Source organism: Myxococcaceae bacterium JPH2, assembly GCA_016458225.1.
GTDB lineage: Bacteria > Myxococcota > Myxococcia > Myxococcales > Myxococcaceae > Citreicoccus.
Map to the genome: position 1 here is coordinate 18,558 of JAEMGR010000001.1, position 16,657 is coordinate 35,214.

A 16,657-nucleotide genomic window follows, 5' to 3' on the forward strand; every position below is an offset into this window, starting at 1 on the left:
TCAGTAAGTCCCTTTCAGGCCGAGCATGGGAAGAACGACGGGCACCCCCTGCCCCGTTCGGCGAAGCGCGGAGGATGTGGTGGAGTACTCGAAGAAGACGACCTCCTTCTGGACGGAGGCATTGAGCAGATCCAGCGAGAGCTCGAGCATGAAGTCATCCATGGCCCAGGCCTTGGATGCGCGCAGGTCCACGCGCCAGAAGGAAGGAAGGCGCGCGGCCTGGTCCCTGTCCTGGCGCACCCATCTGGGATTGCCCCTCGAATCCTCGGAGGGGCGCATGGGCGGAGGGGTGAGGTCGCCCGTTTCGGGCCGGCCGGTGTTGAAGTGCAAGACCGCCCCGACCGTGAAGCCATGGCCGAGCTTGCGACTGACGGCCGCGTTGAAGACGTGCTCCTGCTCGAAGGCGAAGGGCACGGTCGCCAGGACCGTGTCCGCGCGTTGATTCTGGTCATCGAAGCGCTGGATGCGCAGCCGTCGTCGGCTCTGGAGGAAGCTGTAGGACGCCCAGCCAAACCAGTCGTTGCCGAGCGGGTGGCGGACCTGCAATTCCAGACCGTAGGCTTCGCCTGACGCGGCTGGGTCAGAGCCAGCGAGGCCGCCTCGGCGGCGCCCCTCGAGGAGTTGCTGGATGTCGAACTCCACCGTTCGGAGCAAGGGATTGTAGAAGGCGTCGGCGCTCAGATCCCAGGCTTCATGGGGTTTCCACTCGGCGCCCACGTCAAGCTGGATTCCCTCCTGCAAGCCATAGCGAAGGCCATTCGTGTCCATCGCCGGGAGTTGAAGGAGGACGGTGGGCGCTTGGTGGAAGAGGCCCGCCCCGCCCTTGACCACGAGCGTCTGGGTCAAGGCGTGACGCACCGTCAACCGGGGCTCGAGTGTCGTGTGGGTACTGACCTGGAACAGGTGATAGGAATCCGCACGGCCCCCGGCGACGACGAGCCAACGAGGCGAGGGGCGCCATTGCAGCTCGACGAAGGCTCCGCCCATGTTTGCCTTTGAGCTGGGACGCGTGAGGGGATCGTCATCGGAGAAGTACTGGGAGCCAGCGGGTGCGCCATCGCCGGTGGCGACAACGGTCGCCCGGCGGTGCTCCAGGTCACCGCCCACGGTGAGCTGAAGCGTCTGGCCCCAGGCGCGAGTCCAACGGAGCCGTCCCGAGAGGCTCTTCTCCTGGAGCCGGAACTCCCCCAGCACGACGCGCGGAGGCCCTCGCTCGGTGCCAAAACCCTGGTCGTCCACGCCCGCGGTGAGGCCCAGCTCCAGGTTTCCCTCCGCGAGCGGGTGGGTGCCACGAAGATCCACCCGGTGGAAGCGGGTGACGAGGCTCACGCCGTTCGAAGCCACCCCTCGAAGCAGGCCATCTGGGCTCTCGAACAACGCTTCGGGGGAGTGCTCCGCCAGGGCATCGGAGCTGCCGAGTGCCAGCAGGCGCAGCGTGCCCTTTCCCACCTTCTGGTCGATGCGGGCCTGATAGTCCCAGAACTCCGAGCGGATCCGCGGCGCGTCATCGGTCGACAGGGCGTTGACCACGAGCGAGCCGAGCAGCCCGGAGTAGCTCATCCGGCCCGCCACGCTGACGGAGGTTCCCGTGGAGGGAAGAGGAACCTCCAGGAAGACGCCACTGTTGATGACATCCAGGGTGACCGCTGCGTGGATCCTGTCCTCGCGCGGCCGGGAGATGCGGCCCTCGACGACACTTCCGAGCAGGCGGCCGTACTGAACGGGCGGCGCGCCCGGAAAGAAGTCGAGGGTCTCGATGAACTCGGGCTGGATGACGGCTGGCCCCAGCAGCAGGTGATACAGCATGGGGATGCGGACCCCATCGACGTAGAAGCCGGTGGACGCGGGCTGACCTCCTCGAACGACGGGATAGCCGAGGCCCGACGCGAGACTTCCAACCCCTGGCATCAGCATGACGACGCGGAAGGGATCGCCTTGCGTCCCAGGCACCTCGCGAATCTCCTGCTCATGGAGGCTGATGCGCGTCACCTCGGCGCGAGGGCGTTCGTCTCTCACGACCGTCTCGTAAGGGTTCACCCGCAGGGGCTCGAGGCGATAGATGACCTGGAGCTGCTGCCCCTCGGTGAGGGACTCCTCGAAGGTGGCGGGTTCGTAGCCAGGGGCGTGCACCTGGATGGAATGGGAGCCAGCCGGGAGGGACAGCACGAAGTGGCCTTCGGCATCGGGGAAGATGGCTTGCGTCTGCCCGTCGACGGTGAGAGCTGCGTCCGCGAGGGGGCGACGCGTGCCCTTGGCCCTGACGAAGCCCGAGACCTGCGTCGTCGCATGCTCCTCCACGGCCGGAGGCGTGAAGACGTAGGCGAAGCGGATCCGCGCCGCCACGGGCGCATCGCGCAAGGTCGCAGGAGTGAAGCGCAACCCCCAGGCGGCCTGGACGGCCGCGTCCGTGAAGCGCGAGTCCGCGCTCTCCGCCACCTTCACTTCGGACACCCCGCCCTGCTCGTCGATCAGCAGCTCGAGGGTGACGACGGCCGTCGTGTTCTCGAGTCCCTTGGGAACGGTGGCCGGGGAGTCGGTGAGCCGCGTGGGCGGAACGAGTTCGGAGCTGTCCCCATCGCCGGTGAACCCGCGCGCAGGGACAGCGCCCTGGACACGCAGTCCCCCGTCAGCGGACTGGACGTCGAGTTCAAGGACCCGAAGCTCCTCGGGGGGCGCGCCTTGCGCCAGGGCGGGCGCTGCCGCCAGGAATATCCAGAGCGCGACCAGTTTCCCAGTCGGGTGAGACGACAGTCGAGACATGCACTCCCCTGTTCCCGGCGCGAAGCGAAATGGACGGCGGGGCCCCCGGGATTGGCGGGGACGCTCCCGGCAGGTCGGAAGGGGGAACGGTGTGAGGCCTCGCATCCGGCCACGGTCTCGGCCAGATTGCCCTCGCACGATTTCCTGTCCGCTTTTCTGGGGCCCAGTCGTTTCCTTCCCGCGCATCCATCTGGAGCACCCCCGAGCCGTGGCCACCGACATTCAGAGCGCCTACCTGCGCTACTTCCCGTTCATCCGGGAGAAGTGCCGCCGGATGCTGGGCGACTCCGACGAGGCACAGGACGTGGCGCAAGAGACCTTCATCCGGTTGTGGAAATCGAGGCTTCAGACCCATGACCCGCGCCAGGCGACCGCGTGGATCTACCGGACCAGCACGAACCTCGCGGTGGACAGGCTCCGCCAGCGCCGGAGCGCGCCCATGCGCGAGTCCGCATCCCTGACAGAAGTCCCCGACAGGCGCTCCACGGAAGCCATGCTCCAGCAGCGCCAGGAGCTCCAATCACTGGCAATGCACCTGCCCCCTGATGTGCTGGAGGTGGCGTTGATGAACCGACTGGATGGCCTGACCCAACAGGAGATTGCCGACGTGCTCCAGGTGTCCGAGCGAACGGTGCGGCGGCTCCTCCAGAGACTCGACGAACAGGTAGAGCAGTTGAGGAGGACCCTCTGAACATGACCGCCCCCCCCGGACATCCCTCCTTTCTCGAGCTGGATCGCGCGGCGCTTGGACTGCGGAGCCCTTCTCTGGAACAGCACCTCGAGACCTGCACCGGGTGCCGCGCCTATCTGAGCCGGGTGAAACAATCAGAGCCCGTGCCCGCGTGGGCACGAGCGCTCGACACCGACCGCAGGGCGGACGAGCGGGTCGCGTGGACCCGCTGGGCGTGGCCCCTGCTTGCCACCGCCGCGCTGGTTGCGGGGCTGTACGTGATCATCCCAGGCCACTTGAGCGAAGCGGCACCGACCTTCGTGGCGACCAAGGGCGCCCCCGCTGTCGCCGTCTACATCAAGCGTGGCGAGCAGGTCTTCCTCTGGGATGGCCAGGCCCCCCTGGCGCCGGATGACCGACTCCAGCTCCAGGTCGTCGCGGGGGAGCACCATCACATCACCGTGGCGGTGCAGGCGCCGGAAGGACCTGAAGCATGGACTGTGCTCTATGAGGGTCCCGTCTCGCCTGGTCAGGAAATGGCCGTGCCCATGAGCTTGCGAGTGGACGCCACCGAGGGCGAGGAGCGCATTCGCCTCCTCTTCAGCGAAGAGGCGTTGCCCGAGCCTCAGGCCGTTGAACATCTCTCGGAGGCGTCCACGACCGCGACGCTCTGGACCACCGAGCTTCGCTTCCGAAAGAGCACCCTTCGATGAATGGACTGACGAGCATGTGTCGTGTCCTCCTCCTGGTCTCGTGGCTGGGCGCCGCCCTCGCCTGGGCCCAGCCGGCGTCTGTCATTCCGCCCGCGCCGAAGCGGATGGCGGTGGTGGTGGGCTCCAACTCAGCGGTGCTCGGCCGGACCGCCCTGCGCTATGCGCACGTGGACGCTCGGCAGATGGCGGACGTCCTCATCCAGGTGGGCGAGTTCCAACCCGGAGATGTCGAGCTGTTGCTCGACCCGGCGCCCGAGGCCATCCTGGCCGCGCTCGACCAGAAGCTTCGGCGCCTGCGCGCGACGCCCGGGCCGACGCTGCTGCTCTTCTACTATTCAGGCCATGCGGACCAGCAGGCCCTGTACCCCCACGGAGAACCCCTCGAGCTGGCCGCGCTGAAGCAGCGCATCGAGAGCCCCGACGCCACGGTGCGCCTGGGCATCATTGACGCGTGTCGTGGCGGTGGCTGGACGCAGACGAAGGGCCTCCACGCGGACGCGCCGTTCGAACTCGCGGATCCGCTCCACGTCCAGAGCGAGGGCTCGGTGCTCATCGCCTCCAGCTCCGGCTTGGAGAATGCCCATGAGGCGGCGGCCGTGGAGGGTTCGTTCTTCACCCACCACTTCGTCGCGGGACTGCGAGGTGCCGCCGACGTCGCCGGAGATGGGGAGGTGTCGATGCTCGAGGCCTTCACCTATGCGAAGCAGCTCACGATTCGAGACACGGCGGTGTTCGCGGACCAGCCGCAGCACCCGAGCTTCGACCTGAACCTGCGGGGCCGCGACGACCTGTCGCTCACCCGCGTGGCGACGGGTGGAAGCGTCGTGGTGTTGCGCCAGCGTCGGGGGCCGCTGCAGGTGGTGCAGGCATCAGAGGGCCTGAGCGTGCTCGAGCTGCCCGCGGGGGAGCGGGAGGTGAAGGTCGCGCTCCGCCCAGGACGCTATGTCCTGATCCGCAAGGTCCCGGACGGCCCGGTCGCTCTCGAGTTCAACGTCCAGGCCGAGCAATCACTCCTCATCGAGGAGGAGTCCCTGGTACCGGCGAGCTTTGCCTCCATCACGGCGAAGGGGCCTGAGGCCAACGGGTCGTCTCCGCCGAACAACGCGGACCGGCTGCTGACGACGAATCTGCTGTCTCTCGCTTTCGGTGCGGCCGTTCAGTTCGAGTATGCACAGGCGCTCTCCCCAGCATGGATGCTCACTGTCACACCATCACTTTCGGCTGGCTCGGAGCCAATAGCTCCGGCGGGCTCGGATGACTGGGCTTGGGCTGGCTCGGTGAAGAGAATCAGCCCAGGGCTGCAGGTGGGAGTCCGCTACCATCCCCACCAAAACGCACCTGCGGGCCTCTACGTCGGAGCACAGATGGGTGTGACGGCCGCGCTCCTGAGGCGGGACGATGGCTCGATGAACAGGGACAAGAAGACATTCCTCTCGCTGCTCTCGAACGTCGACGTGGGCTACTCCTTTCTCTTCTGGAACCATGCTGCCTTGTCGCTTGGCATGGGTGTGGAAGGTGTCGTCGTGTCGCAATACGATGCCATGAGGCAGTTCCTCGTTCAGGCTGGCGTCGAACATCCATCCGGGCATGTGCTGTTCGGCCTCTACCCGAAGATCGCGGTCGGCGCCGCGTTCTGAGCCGGAGCAAAGCCTTCGCGCTGGTTCGAGCGGGCGTGTCACCGCGCCCCATGCCGGGCGCATTCTGTTCACGCCTCGACACACTTCGCGCCTGAAGGCAGCACCGTCTGGCCCAGCGCTGCGCGGCAGGCCACACCCAGGTGACTCACCCGGGACACCGCCCAGTGCCCTCGTCCGCAGGTCGGACTGGAAATAATGAGAGGAAACATTTTCCTCGCCATTCAGAGAATCCAACTTACGGACGGGATGCTCTCCCCCTTCCCCGGACGCCCTCATTCCCCCGGAGCACTTCATGGCCGTTGGTGGCGCGGGTTCGTCGAGCAGCAGAGGCAGCACGGGTTCTTCCGCCGGCAAAGGACGCACGGGCTCATCGGCCAGCAAGAGCGGGAGCATGGCAGCCGGTCGCGCGGCGGACCGGGCGAGCGTAAAGGGCTACTCCGCCGACAGCAGGACCTCGAAAGCCAGCACGAAGTCGGGCTCCATGGCCGCGGCTCGCGCGGCGGACCGGGCGAGCGTGAAGGGCTACTCCGCCGAGAGCAGCTTTTCGTCGAAGAACACCATGGCCGCGGCGCGAGCCGCTGATCGCGCGAGCGTCCTCGGCTACACGAGCGGCTCGCTCCGCAAGGGCGCGACGAACGAGGCGTCGGTCCGGTCGCTGCAGGATCGCCTGCGCTCCTCGGGCTTCAATCCTGGCAAGACGGACGGCAAGTTCGGTCCCGCGACGGAGAAGGCGCTTCGCAGCTACCAGCGCGCCGCGGGACTTCCGGTGGATGGCGTGGCAGGGCGAAAGACCTTCGACGCCCTCAACGGCGTCTCGAGCTTCACGAAGAACAAGACGCCCTCCGTGAGCACGGCTTCCACAACGGGCCGGCCGTACCAGGCCATGGCCCGTCTGGCGGAGCAGCACGGGCTCACCGTCACTTCGACCACGGGCGGACGGCACAACACCCACTCGAAGCACTACCAGGGGCGAGCCATCGACGTGCGCTCCCGCGGCGTGTCTCAAGCGCGCCTCGATGCCTTCATGGCCGACGCTCGGGCGCAGGGCTACACCGTGCGCGACGAGCGGACGCGCCCGGCGGGCCAGCAGGTCTGGGGCGGTCCCCATATCCACATCGAGCGCTGACTCGTTGGCGGAAGCCCGCCCTCGCGAAGTGAGTCAGGCGGGCTTCGGCCACCGCTTCGTCTTCACGTACTCGCGCTTGAGTTCTGGCTTGGGATCCGGCGCGTCGATGGGCTCCTCGATGATTTCATACAGGCCATGGTCAAACGGCCTGCCTGGGGCTGGCGCCTTGGGGACGAGCCGCTCGCGCTTGCCCGCCGTCGCCTGTGCCTTCGCGCGATAATGGCAGTAGGGGTTGTTTCCCGGCCGCCCGAACAGGGCATGGGCCGTGAAGCTGCACCCAGCCATGCAGCTCTCCGCGAAGGGACAGGTGCGGCAGAAGCCCCAGAGGTCATCCACCGTCCGCATCCGCGAGAATGCGAGTTCGGGCGTGTCGTTCCAGATGCGCTCGAGCGATTGCTCGCGCAGGTTGCCTCCCACGTAGTGAGCCGTCTGCAGGGAGGGGCACCCCTTCACGGCGCCATTGGACTCGATGCCCATCACGTACCGGCCCGCCTGACAGCCCCGCCAGTGGTCTCGCCCGCCTGCGTGCAACGAGCGCAGGAGCGCCTCCTCCGGGCCGAAATAGCCCAGGTTGTTCCCTGGCATCACCGTGATGCGGTCCTGGCGCGCCCGCTCCTTCAGCCGTGCGATGCGTGGCATCAAGTCCATCAGGTCCCACGGCTGCAACAACAAGTCCGGACGATCCGCCGCGCGCCCGAGCGGCGCCGTAATCTGGACCTGCCACGCGCCAATGCCTTGCGTCTTCAGGTGCTCGTACAGCCCCTCCAGGTCGCCCTGGTTGAGGCGGTTGAGATTGGTGTTGGCGGCAGTGCGCACCCCGGCAGCCTTCAGATACCCCAGTGCGTCCGTGGCGGAGGCGAAGCTCCCCCTCGCCGCACGCATGATGTCGTGGGTGGGCTCCAACCCATCCACGCTCACCGACGCCGCATAGAGCCCCGCGCGAGCCATCTCCAAGGCAAGCTCCGCCGTCACGCTCCGGCCGCCTGTCGTCAGGCCGGGCCGGATCCCCGCGGCCTTCAGGGCCTGGATGATGTCGAGGAACCCTGGATGCAGGTACGCCTCGCCCCCAATGAGCACCACCTCGCGGGCGCGCATGGCCGCAAGCTGCGCCACCACTCCGAGGGCTTCCTGCGTGCTCAGCTCCCCAGCGCGAGCGGTACCGGCCCGAGAGCCGCAGTGCGTACAGGGCTGATCACACGCGAGCGTCAGCTCCCAGACCACATAGGCCGGGTGGTAGTCCGTTGAACTCACGTCCATGCGCCGGTTCGACATGGACAGCAGCCTATCGGAAGCGTCCGGGATACCGGCAGCTGTGACATCTGCGTCCTGCCCCGCAATCGGGTGCACATCGCGGTGAGCAGCGAGACATGGGACTCCAGGCACTTGCCGCCGGCACAGGGATTGCTGTGTGGCGCCCCACTCCGCGTCCCCCTCCGAGAAGGATGGCCACATGCCCAACCTGTCCGACTGCCCGTCGTGCCAAGGCTTCAACCCGCCCTCCGCCACCGCATGTCTGCACTGCCAGCACCCGCTCGAGAGTGCCCCTGCACGCATGTCGAAGTCATGGGTGGCATCCCTCTGGACGATCGCGGGCGCGAGCGCAGCGGCCCTCACGCTCATGGCCTGCTACGGAATGCCTTGCGAGGATGGGACGCACCGTTGCTACGAGCTGCCGCCGGACTGCGATGTGACGGACGCGGGCACGCACCAAGCAAACCCTGACGCTGGCGACGCAAGCTGTACACCCGTAGACGCCGGAACCCAGGCAGATGCAGGCAGCACCGGCTGAAGCCTTGCAACCGGCTTCCCCGCGCCCTGCATCAGACACACTGCAACCATGATGCGGGGCCCCCTGTCACGCAGACTGAGTCTCTGCCTGCGATTCTTGAAGGCCTACGGTTTTCGCGTCGGCCTCTCTCTTCGCGAGGATGGGCGCACTGACGGGTCCCACCAACAGACTGCCCATCCAGAAGAAGAAGCCGAGCGTCGGATACAGCAACTCCAATTGCCGGTCCGCGCTACCGGCCTCGTCCGCGGGGATGGAGTGCAGGTACCAGGACAAGCTGGAGAGGCCGACGAGCACCGCCACGACGCCGACCCAGAAGGCCCCGCGGTACTTGCCCAGCAGCAGCAAGATGAGCGTGAGAAGCAGCAGGGGATTCGCGAACCAACCCCACAGCATCACGAACGCGCCCATCCAGCCGAGGAGGAGCAAGGTCGCGCCCCACATCGAGTCCTCCTTCCCCGTCCCGGTGTTGAACAGAACGAGGGCGGGCATGGCGCAGCCCAGGACAAAAAGGATCGCCGACAAGGCGGTGGCGGTCGCCCGGGTCAACCGAAGCGACGAGGCACGTGCAGCAGGGAGTCCAGCGGGGCTTTGCACCATAGGGCCGCAGACTCTACTCCCCGACGATTGGAATCGGGTCGCCTGGCTGCCCTGGACGAGGCCCACAATGCCAGCGGTGCACTCGAATCAGCGGCTCAGCGCTGCGCGGCCTCCAGGGCTGCCTTCAGACGTGCATGTTGGCGCCGCATCGTGTCGCCGAAGAGGTCCGGGTTGTCGGTGCCACGCGAAACGATGAGCGCGCCCTGCACTGAAACCACGAGGTCTTCGGAGAGTTCGCGCGCGGTGGCCGCGCCGACGCCGGCCTCCGTCAACATGGCGGCAAGCGCCTGCATCCACCGTCGGAAGGACTGGGTCAGCTCGGTCTGGAACGCCTTGCGCGCGCTCCCTGTCACGAGCGCCGCGAGGATGCAGGGCCGCGTGCCGCCACCGTAGAAGGAGCGCAGGGCCGCGAACATCGCATCGAGACGACGGAGGGGAGGCCGCTCCGCGGTCAGCGCGTTCACGATGTCGCGCTCGAGCCACGCCCCCGCCTGCTCGAGCACGGCCGCGCCCATGTCGTGCTTTCCGCCCGGGAAGTAGTGGTACAGGCTCGACTTGCCGAGGCCGGTCGCGGCCGACACGTCCGTCAGGCTCGCGCCGTCGTACCCGCGCTCTCGGAAGATCTCGAGCAGCCGCGCGACGATCTCCTCACGGGACATGAGTGGAGCTGGCATGGGTGACCTCTCTGTACCTTTCGGTACAGGTTAACGCCCCGGCTCCCGGCCCTCAAGCGGCGCCGAGCACGACGAATTGCGGCGCGAAAATGGCCCCATTATGTACCGAACGCTCGGTACAACCCGCTGCACCTCGGAGCTGAACATGTCACCCACGCAGAATGTTCTTCCCACGCATCGCGCCTTCGGCCTGCTGGCCGCAGCCGTGCTCGCACTCGCGCCCTTCTCCCCCGCGCAGGCCGCCGCCCCCCAGAACACCGCCGAGAAGCAACGGGCGGATTCGCAGGTGCGCTACCGCACCGTGAGCATCGACGGAGTGGAGGTGTTCTACCGGGAGGCGGGGCCGAAGAATGCGCCCGTGCTGCTGCTGCTCCATGGCTTCCCCACGTCCAGCCACATGTTCCGCAACCTCATCCCGGCCCTCGCCGACCGCTACCACGTCGTGGCGCCGGACTACCCGGGCTTCGGACAGAGCGCGGCGCCAGAGCGCGGAACCTTCGCCTACACCTTCGACCGCTACGCGGACATCGTGGGGAAGATGACGGAGCAGCTCGGCTTGCAGCGCTACGCGCTCTACGTCATGGACTACGGCGCGCCCGTCGGCTTCCGCCTCGCGACCCGCCACCCCGAGCGAGTCACCGCGCTCGTCGTGCAGAACGGCAACGCCTACGACGAAGGCCTCACCGGGTTCTGGGATCCCCTCCGGAAGTTCTGGGGCGACCCGAGCACGGCCAACCGCGAGGCGCTGCGCTGGCTCACGTCCTCGAAGGCCACGAAGTGGCAGTACACCAACGGAGTGCCCGACACGTCCCTGCTGAGCCCTGACGCGTGGACACACGACCAGGCGCTGTTGGATCGACCGGGCAACGCCGACATCCAGTTGGATCTCTTCTACGACTACCGCACCAACATCCCCCTGTACCCGCAGTGGCAGGAGTACTTCCGCAGCCAGCGCCCGCCCACGCTCGTGATGTGGGGCAAGAACGACGAAATCTTCGTCGCAGCGGGTGCCGCCCCTTACCTGCGTGACAACCCCAAGGCCGAGATCCACATGCTGGACACGGGCCACTTCGCGCTCGAGACGCACGGTCCGCAGATGGCCGAGCTCATCCGCGACTTCCTCGCTCGCAATCCAGCCACCCGGCGTGCCGGTCGCTAGTGCCTCGTGCGGACGGAGCCGGCTTCAAGGCCGGCTTCGTCCGCGACGCCAATTGCCCAAGTCGAGCCTGTTGCCCTAGGGTCCGAACGTGACGGGGCGCTTGTTGGAGTGACCCTCGGATGGCTGACGCGTCGCCCGGGAGATTGCGCCCCCCCAGACCGCACGGGAGAGACCTCATGGGAAATGGACCTCGAATTGGCGGGCCCAGGCCGCAGACGACGACCCACGTCACGCCACAGCATTCGGCCACCCCCCAAGTGCAGGAAACGCATCCGGTGCAGCCGCAGACCCCGGTACAGGGAGGCCCTCCGGGGAACTCGCACCAGACCTCCGGGTTCTCGACGACCACGCCGCCTCCCAGCACAACCCCGCCGCAGCCGCATGTGACCATTCCCACCCGGCACAATTCCCTGGGTTACTCCCGGCCGGCGTCCCCCCAGACCACCGTCGCCGCGACGACGAGCGCCGCGGAGGTCTCCTCGAGCCGCCCCGCCTTGACGCTCGCGGACCTGAAGCCCGGCGACGTGCTGCTCAAGGTCGGCGTGCAGAGCAGCACGCACAAGGTCATCAAGTTCGGACAGTCACTCCAGGGGACGAGCGGCTCGAAGGGGAACAGCGAGACCGTGCACGCCGCCATCTACAAGGGAGATGGCCACCTGCTGGAAGCAACGGGCACGGGCCTGTCCAAGGCAGAAGTGGAGAAGGGCTGCACCTGGCACGTCTACCGCTTCAACAACGAGACGGTCGCCCAGAACGCCGTGCACATGGCCGAGCATCACACGGCCATGCGCCAGAACGGCATCGTGGAAGGCTACGGCGACTACGCGACGGCAGGCGCCGCGCTCTCCGTCCTCAAGGGGCAGGGAAAGTCCGACACCGACAAGTTCTGGAACGGCGACCAGAAGGCCTACAGCGAACAGGACAAGAAGGACTTCTTCTGCTCGCAGCTCGTCCTCCGGAGCTACGGCGAAGCGGCGAAGCTTGAAGGCGGTGGGCAGCCCGTCATCCCCATGGATGGACACACTCGCAGCAGCCCCCGAATGCTGGAGCACATGATGGAGTCGGACGCCGCGCAGTGGAAGTGCGTGGGGAGCCTCCGGCTCGAGTAAGCCCCTCACCTGCTCACCTTCGGCGGCGCCTGTTCGCGGACATCAATTCATCGGCGCGCCGTGCTCACGCCAGGCTCCGCGGCGAAGCAACTCCTCGCGCAGCTGGGCCCGTGCACGGTGCAGCCGGGTCTTCATGGCGGCCAGCTCCAGCCCCAAGGCACGACAGACCTCTTCGCCCGACAGCCCCTCGAGGTCTCGCAGGATGAGGACCTCGCGATAGGCGGGCGCGAGGCTCGCGATGGCCGCGTGGACGGACTGGATCAGCTCCCATCGCTCCAGCGCCTGCTGTGCATCGGGCGCATGGGGCTCCAGGCCCGCGACCTCCTCGAGCCGCGCGCCCAGCGACGGGCGGCCCCGGACGAAGGGGCGGACCATGCGCAGACACGCATGGCGCACCACGCTCATCAGCCAGGAGAGGACGCCGGCATCGCGCTGCACCTCGGGGCGCTTCGCGAGCTTCGTGAAGGCCTCCTGCACCGCATCGTCCGCGTCATCGCCATCCCGGCACACACGCAGGCCAAACCGGTACACCCGGTCGTGGTACGTGCGCACCAGCACGGCCAGGGCCTCGTCATCCCCCCTGGCCGCCGCGGCGAGCAATGCTCCGTGCCCGGTCCCCATCAGCGCCCTGGCTCGATGGGGCACGTGGAGCGGCCCATCAGCGCGTAACCGAGGCAGCTCCCCGCCAGGGACGTGAAGAGCAGGTACGCCCCCATCCCTCCGAAGGCCACGAGCCGGACTGCCAGCGGTAGCGGTGTCATGACCGCACACGTTACCAGCGCCAGCCCGCCCAGGGCCCTGAACAGCCGCTCCACATTCCCGACATTTCGCTTCATGACGTCCTCCTTGCCCCAGGAGAAGTCACGTCGCGCCCCAAAGGATTCAGGGACCCATTCTTTTCTCCGGCCAGAGGGCCACCGCGACGGGGCGCAGTCCGGCGTATAGGGAGTTCCGACATGAGCCCCCACCGGATGGCGCCGGACGACAACCGCATCATCGACGTGCGCTTCGACGAGAAACACATCCTGCTGCATCTGGCGGATGGCCGAGTGCGAGCCACCCCGCTCAGCGCCCTCATTCGCGTCGACAAGGCCACGCCCGAGCAGCGGCGCGAATGGGTCCTCACCGAAGATGGCCGGGGCGTGAACTGGCCAGCGCTCTGGACTCCCGCCCCCGACGGCATGCTCAGCCTCTGGGCCATCGAACAGGACGCGCTCTACGAGCACGCCCTCGCGCAACTGCAGCACGCCCACCGCGACCTCGAGGCCCTGCCACCCGACGAACGCGAGCTGGTCGCGCTGTGGCGAATGGAGGCCGACATCAACAACGGAGGCTTCATGCAGTTCTTCTGCAACTGGGGCGAAGCGACCTGCCACCTCGCCATCGAGGCGCTGGGCAGGATTGGCGCCCAGGCCACCCGCCAGTGCCTCCAAGACATGCTGAGTGTCATTGCCCCCTATGGTGAGACAGAGGAGATGGTATCGCTGTCCGAACTGCCGGGAATGGTGACAGACGCCGAGCGGGACCGGATGTATGCGTTGGACCAGGCGTTCTGGAAGGCCCCCGACGCGCTCCCTCGGCTCGTCGTGCGGCATTACGCGCCACGCGTGGCAAACGTCACGGATTGAGCAACCCGGGAAGGACGAGAGCCCTCGACGAGGGTCCATCGGACTCGAAGGCCTGTCGTCTAGCGACCAAACGACGCTGGCCATCCGCGAGTTGCGCCCCAAGCCGTCGGGAACAAGGAAAGGTGTCACTCATTCCGCGAGGGGGACGGTCCATCCCGGACACCGTCCTGCGCCTCGGGGGGAAGACACTCAATGCGAAGCCGTCCTGGTGTGCCGTGGTCGTGGGGGCTGGGCGTGATGCTGGCGTTGTCGATGGCCGCGTGTGGTGTGGAGTCTCCGGCGGAGAAGGCGCGACCTCCGCGGGATGGAGTCTCGCGACAAGACGACCAGGCCTTGACGCAGGAGCGTCCGCAGGTCGCGCTGACCTGGGACCCCTACGCGGACGCGGTGTCGTCGGGCACCACGGCGACGGTGCTCAACGCGAACGCGGCGCTGGGCGCGCCGGACGGTCAGGCAGCGACGCTGCTGGGATTGCTCAACACGGCGCTGGTGCTGGACCTGGGCCAAGGGGAGGAAGGCACCGGCAACCTCCGCGTCTACTACCAGGGACTGTCGTTGGCGCTGGTGGCCACGGTGGACTTCCTGAAGGCGGATGGAACCCTCCTCTGCTCCAGTCCGTTGCACCTGGTGGAGCTGGGCCTGGGGACCCACGTCGCGGTGGCGACCTACCCGGGGAACGGGCCGTATCGCTACGTGCGACTGAGAGGCTCGGTGCTCGCGCTCTACCTGGTGGATGCGGTGGAGACCTCGCTACGGCCCTTCTGTGGGGATGGACTGCTGGGCGGGCTCGAGACCTGTGATGACGCCAATCAGGCCTCTGGGGATGGCTGCAACAGCGTCTGTCAGGTGGAGCCGGGCTACACCTGCACGGGCTCTCCGAGCGTTTGCGACAACAACTCAGCGCCGACGATCGCGAACGTCCACGTGACCACCCCCGAGGACACGCCGGTGAACATCACGCTCTCCGCTTCGGACCCGGATGGCGACGCCCTCACCTACTCCTACGCCACGCCCGGCCATGGCACGCTCACGCTCTCGGGCACGGCAGCAACGGTGACGTACACCCCAAACGCGAACTTCGCCGGAGAGGACTCATTCCAAGTCACGGTCTCCGACGGAAAGAAGCAGGCAACGGCCACCGTCTCGGTCACGGTGAGCCCCGTCAACGACGCTCCCGTGGCGGCCTCGGCCTCGGTGACGGTGAGCTACAACACGTCGACGCCCATCACGTTGGTGGCCACGGATGTGGAGGGAGCTGCGCTCACGTTCACGGCAACGACGCCCGCGCACGGAACCCTGTCCGGAACCGGCGCCCAATTGCTCTACACACCGGCTGCGGACTTCCATGGGGCGGACCAGTTCACCTTCACCGCCAATGACGGCGCGCTGACCTCCAATACCGCCACGGTCAGCATCACCGTCCGGGGGCCGCCTGCCTGCGGTGACAGCTACCTCGATCCAGGTGAGGTGTGTGACGACGGCAACCGCGTCGCGGGCGATGGCTGCCGAGCGGACTGCCAGGGCGTGGAGGTGTGCGGCGACGGCCTGGTCGACAGCGTGAAGGGCGAGCAATGCGACGATGGCGGCACGACCCCTGGAGATGGCTGCGACGCGACGTGCCAGCTGGACGCCTTCTCGAATGTGCCCCCCACCCTCGTCAGCGGGGCGCTGAACTGCACCACCGCCACCACGAACACGGGGCGCAAGACAGCCGTGGATGCACTGGGGCGCTTCTACGTCGTCATGAAGTGCGGTGGCGCGGTCTATGCCAGCGTGAGCGTGGACCGCGGACACACCTGGGTGGGGCCCACGCCCCTGGGCATCACCAATGCCGCGGAGGTCGCGATTGAAGGCGGCCCCACGGGAATCGCCTACGTCGCGGCCACGAGCGCAGGCTCGGTCCTATTCACCCGGACCGTCGACGCGGGGGCGACCTGGGAGGCGCCGCGAGTCCTCAGCACGGCGGCCAACCCCACCGTCAGCCTGGATTCCAGAGGCGACGCCCTCTACATCGCGGTCTCTCGAGGAAACACCACGGGGGTGCGCATTCTGCGGAACTTCACGCGAGGCGCGAGCGACTTCAGCGTGACGGACGTCACCCAGAACAATGCCTTCTTCGACGTCCTCGTGGACAAGATCAGCGGAGACGTCTTCTCGGTGAGCGACGACCCCTCCTTCCGTATCCACCGCAGCAGCGACCAGGGGACCACCTTCGGCGCGGAGAGTTCCCCACCGGGACAGGCGTACTACTCGGACTGGACGGGCTCCAATGGCTTCATCTACGTCACGGGCACCTTTGGGGACGACAACGTGGACGTCATCCCGATGTCCGCGCCGGGGACAAGCACCCAGGTTCCGGGGTTGCCCACGGACATCGGGCCCGGGCCGCTCCGGACCATTGACGCGGATGCGCTCGGCAATGGCTACATCGCGTCCCAGCGGGGGACGGGCGATATCCAGTTGGATCGGATGCTCGTGGGGGCCACGATGATCCTCGCCACGGATGCCAGGACGGTGGGGCCCGGCGCCTCGCCAGCGGTCGCAGCGCTCCCGTCGAACGGCGGCGCCTTGGTGGCCTATACGAACGGCACCAGCGTCTACGCCTCCGTCGTCGTGTACTGATTCCACGGGTCCTGATGCGCGCCTTCCTTTTCGTGAGGGAGGCGCGCAGCCGAGTTGACTCAGCCGAAGCCAGCGAGCGAGAGCAGTCCTGAACGATTGACTCCCACCCACCTGGCGCGACAGGTCCTGTCCGATTCTCAATCGCAGCGGGCAGCTCTTCGCGTCAGGTGCCT

14 protein-coding genes are annotated in these 16,657 nt (G+C 67.4%); 8 read left to right on the plus strand and 6 right to left on the minus strand.

Annotated features, from left to right (window positions below; genetic code table 11):
• Positions 1-2,760, minus strand: coding sequence for a TonB-dependent receptor (locus tag JGU66_00085; GenBank protein ID MBJ6759136.1), 2,760 nt, complete (start codon positions 2,758-2,760; stop codon positions 1-3).
• 208 nt (positions 2,761-2,968) lie between these two features.
• On the opposite strand from JGU66_00085, the gene JGU66_00090 reads away from it, so the two are divergent.
• From JGU66_00090 to JGU66_00105, 4 genes are all read left to right on the plus strand, one after another.
• A complete protein-coding gene (locus tag JGU66_00090) occupies positions 2,969-3,451 on the plus strand; it encodes an RNA polymerase sigma factor (protein ID MBJ6759137.1) in 483 nt (160 codons plus the stop codon).
• 2 nt (positions 3,452-3,453) lie between these two features.
• Positions 3,454-4,143 (plus strand): hypothetical protein, encoded by a 690-nt coding sequence (locus JGU66_00095; protein MBJ6759138.1) that lies wholly within the window; start codon positions 3,454-3,456, stop codon positions 4,141-4,143.
• Positions 4,140-5,780: a caspase family protein gene (locus JGU66_00100; protein MBJ6759139.1), complete on the plus strand. Its 1,641-nt coding sequence runs from the start codon at positions 4,140-4,142 to the stop codon at positions 5,778-5,780. The genes JGU66_00095 and JGU66_00100 overlap by 4 nt, the downstream gene beginning before the upstream one ends.
• A gap of 391 nt (positions 5,781-6,171) precedes the next feature.
• Positions 6,172-6,906 carry a peptidoglycan-binding protein gene (locus JGU66_00105; protein ID MBJ6759140.1) on the plus strand — a complete coding sequence of 245 codons (735 nt, stop codon included), beginning with the start codon at positions 6,172-6,174 and terminating at the stop codon, positions 6,904-6,906.
• Positions 6,907-6,939: 33 nt separating this feature from the next.
• On the opposite strand, the gene JGU66_00110 is transcribed toward JGU66_00105, so the two are convergent.
• From JGU66_00110 to JGU66_00120, 3 genes are all read right to left on the minus strand, one after another.
• On the minus strand, positions 6,940-8,178 hold the full coding sequence (locus tag JGU66_00110) for a radical SAM protein (GenBank protein ID MBJ6759141.1): 1,239 nt from the start codon (positions 8,176-8,178) through the stop codon (positions 6,940-6,942).
• Between the two features lie 583 nt (positions 8,179-8,761).
• Positions 8,762-9,184, minus strand: coding sequence for a hypothetical protein (locus JGU66_00115; protein ID MBJ6759142.1), 423 nt, complete (start codon positions 9,182-9,184; stop codon positions 8,762-8,764).
• A gap of 203 nt (positions 9,185-9,387) precedes the next feature.
• Positions 9,388-9,966: a TetR/AcrR family transcriptional regulator gene (locus JGU66_00120; GenBank protein MBJ6759143.1), complete on the minus strand. Its 579-nt coding sequence runs from the start codon at positions 9,964-9,966 to the stop codon at positions 9,388-9,390.
• Positions 9,967-10,111: 145 nt separating this feature from the next.
• Between JGU66_00120 and JGU66_00125 the strand changes: the two genes are divergently transcribed.
• Positions 10,112-11,125, plus strand: a complete 1,014-nt coding sequence (locus JGU66_00125) for an alpha/beta fold hydrolase (protein MBJ6759144.1) — start codon at positions 10,112-10,114, stop codon at positions 11,123-11,125.
• Positions 11,126-11,619: 494 nt separating this feature from the next.
• The gene (locus tag JGU66_00130) at positions 11,620-12,234 is read left to right on the plus strand and encodes a hypothetical protein (protein MBJ6759145.1); all 615 of its coding nucleotides are present in this window, start codon (positions 11,620-11,622) and stop codon (positions 12,232-12,234) included.
• A 42-nt stretch (positions 12,235-12,276) separates the two neighbouring features.
• Here JGU66_00130 and JGU66_00135 read toward each other — a convergent pair whose 3' ends face one another.
• Positions 12,277-12,855 (minus strand): sigma-70 family RNA polymerase sigma factor, encoded by a 579-nt coding sequence (locus JGU66_00135; protein ID MBJ6759146.1) that lies wholly within the window; start codon positions 12,853-12,855, stop codon positions 12,277-12,279.
• Positions 12,855-13,070: a DUF2892 domain-containing protein gene (locus JGU66_00140; GenBank protein MBJ6759147.1), complete on the minus strand. Its 216-nt coding sequence runs from the start codon at positions 13,068-13,070 to the stop codon at positions 12,855-12,857. Before JGU66_00140 ends, JGU66_00135 begins: the two co-directional genes overlap by 1 nt.
• Before the next feature lie 135 nt (positions 13,071-13,205).
• On the opposite strand from JGU66_00140, the gene JGU66_00145 reads away from it, so the two are divergent.
• Complete coding sequence (locus JGU66_00145; protein ID MBJ6759148.1) at positions 13,206-13,862, plus strand: DUF4375 domain-containing protein; 657 nt, start codon at positions 13,206-13,208, stop codon at positions 13,860-13,862.
• A gap of 192 nt (positions 13,863-14,054) precedes the next feature.
• Complete coding sequence (locus JGU66_00150; GenBank protein MBJ6759149.1) at positions 14,055-16,484, plus strand: tandem-95 repeat protein; 2,430 nt, start codon at positions 14,055-14,057, stop codon at positions 16,482-16,484.
• Positions 16,485-16,657: the final 173 nt, after the last annotated feature.

Excerpts from the sequence above, each read along its gene's own strand:
- JGU66_00085 (MBJ6759136.1), bottom strand. The coding sequence starts at position 2,760 with ATGTCTCGACTGTCGTCTCACCCGACTGGGAAACTGGTCGCGCTCTGG.
- JGU66_00095 (MBJ6759138.1), top strand. The coding sequence starts at position 3,454 with ATGACCGCCCCCCCCGGACATCCCTCCTTTCTCGAGCTGGATCGCGCG.
- JGU66_00100 (MBJ6759139.1), top strand. The coding sequence starts at position 4,140 with ATGAATGGACTGACGAGCATGTGTCGTGTCCTCCTCCTGGTCTCGTGG.
- JGU66_00105 (MBJ6759140.1), top strand. The coding sequence starts at position 6,172 with ATGGCAGCCGGTCGCGCGGCGGACCGGGCGAGCGTAAAGGGCTACTCC.
- JGU66_00110 (MBJ6759141.1), bottom strand. The coding sequence starts at position 8,178 with ATGTCGAACCGGCGCATGGACGTGAGTTCAACGGACTACCACCCGGCC.
- JGU66_00115 (MBJ6759142.1), bottom strand. The coding sequence starts at position 9,184 with ATGCCCGCCCTCGTTCTGTTCAACACCGGGACGGGGAAGGAGGACTCG.
- JGU66_00120 (MBJ6759143.1), bottom strand. The coding sequence starts at position 9,966 with ATGCCAGCTCCACTCATGTCCCGTGAGGAGATCGTCGCGCGGCTGCTC.
- JGU66_00125 (MBJ6759144.1), top strand. The coding sequence starts at position 10,112 with ATGTCACCCACGCAGAATGTTCTTCCCACGCATCGCGCCTTCGGCCTG.
- JGU66_00135 (MBJ6759146.1), bottom strand. The coding sequence starts at position 12,855 with ATGGGGACCGGGCACGGAGCATTGCTCGCCGCGGCGGCCAGGGGGGAT.
- JGU66_00140 (MBJ6759147.1), bottom strand. The coding sequence starts at position 13,070 with ATGAAGCGAAATGTCGGGAATGTGGAGCGGCTGTTCAGGGCCCTGGGC.
- JGU66_00145 (MBJ6759148.1), top strand. The coding sequence starts at position 13,206 with ATGGCGCCGGACGACAACCGCATCATCGACGTGCGCTTCGACGAGAAA.
- JGU66_00150 (MBJ6759149.1), top strand. The coding sequence starts at position 14,055 with ATGCGAAGCCGTCCTGGTGTGCCGTGGTCGTGGGGGCTGGGCGTGATG.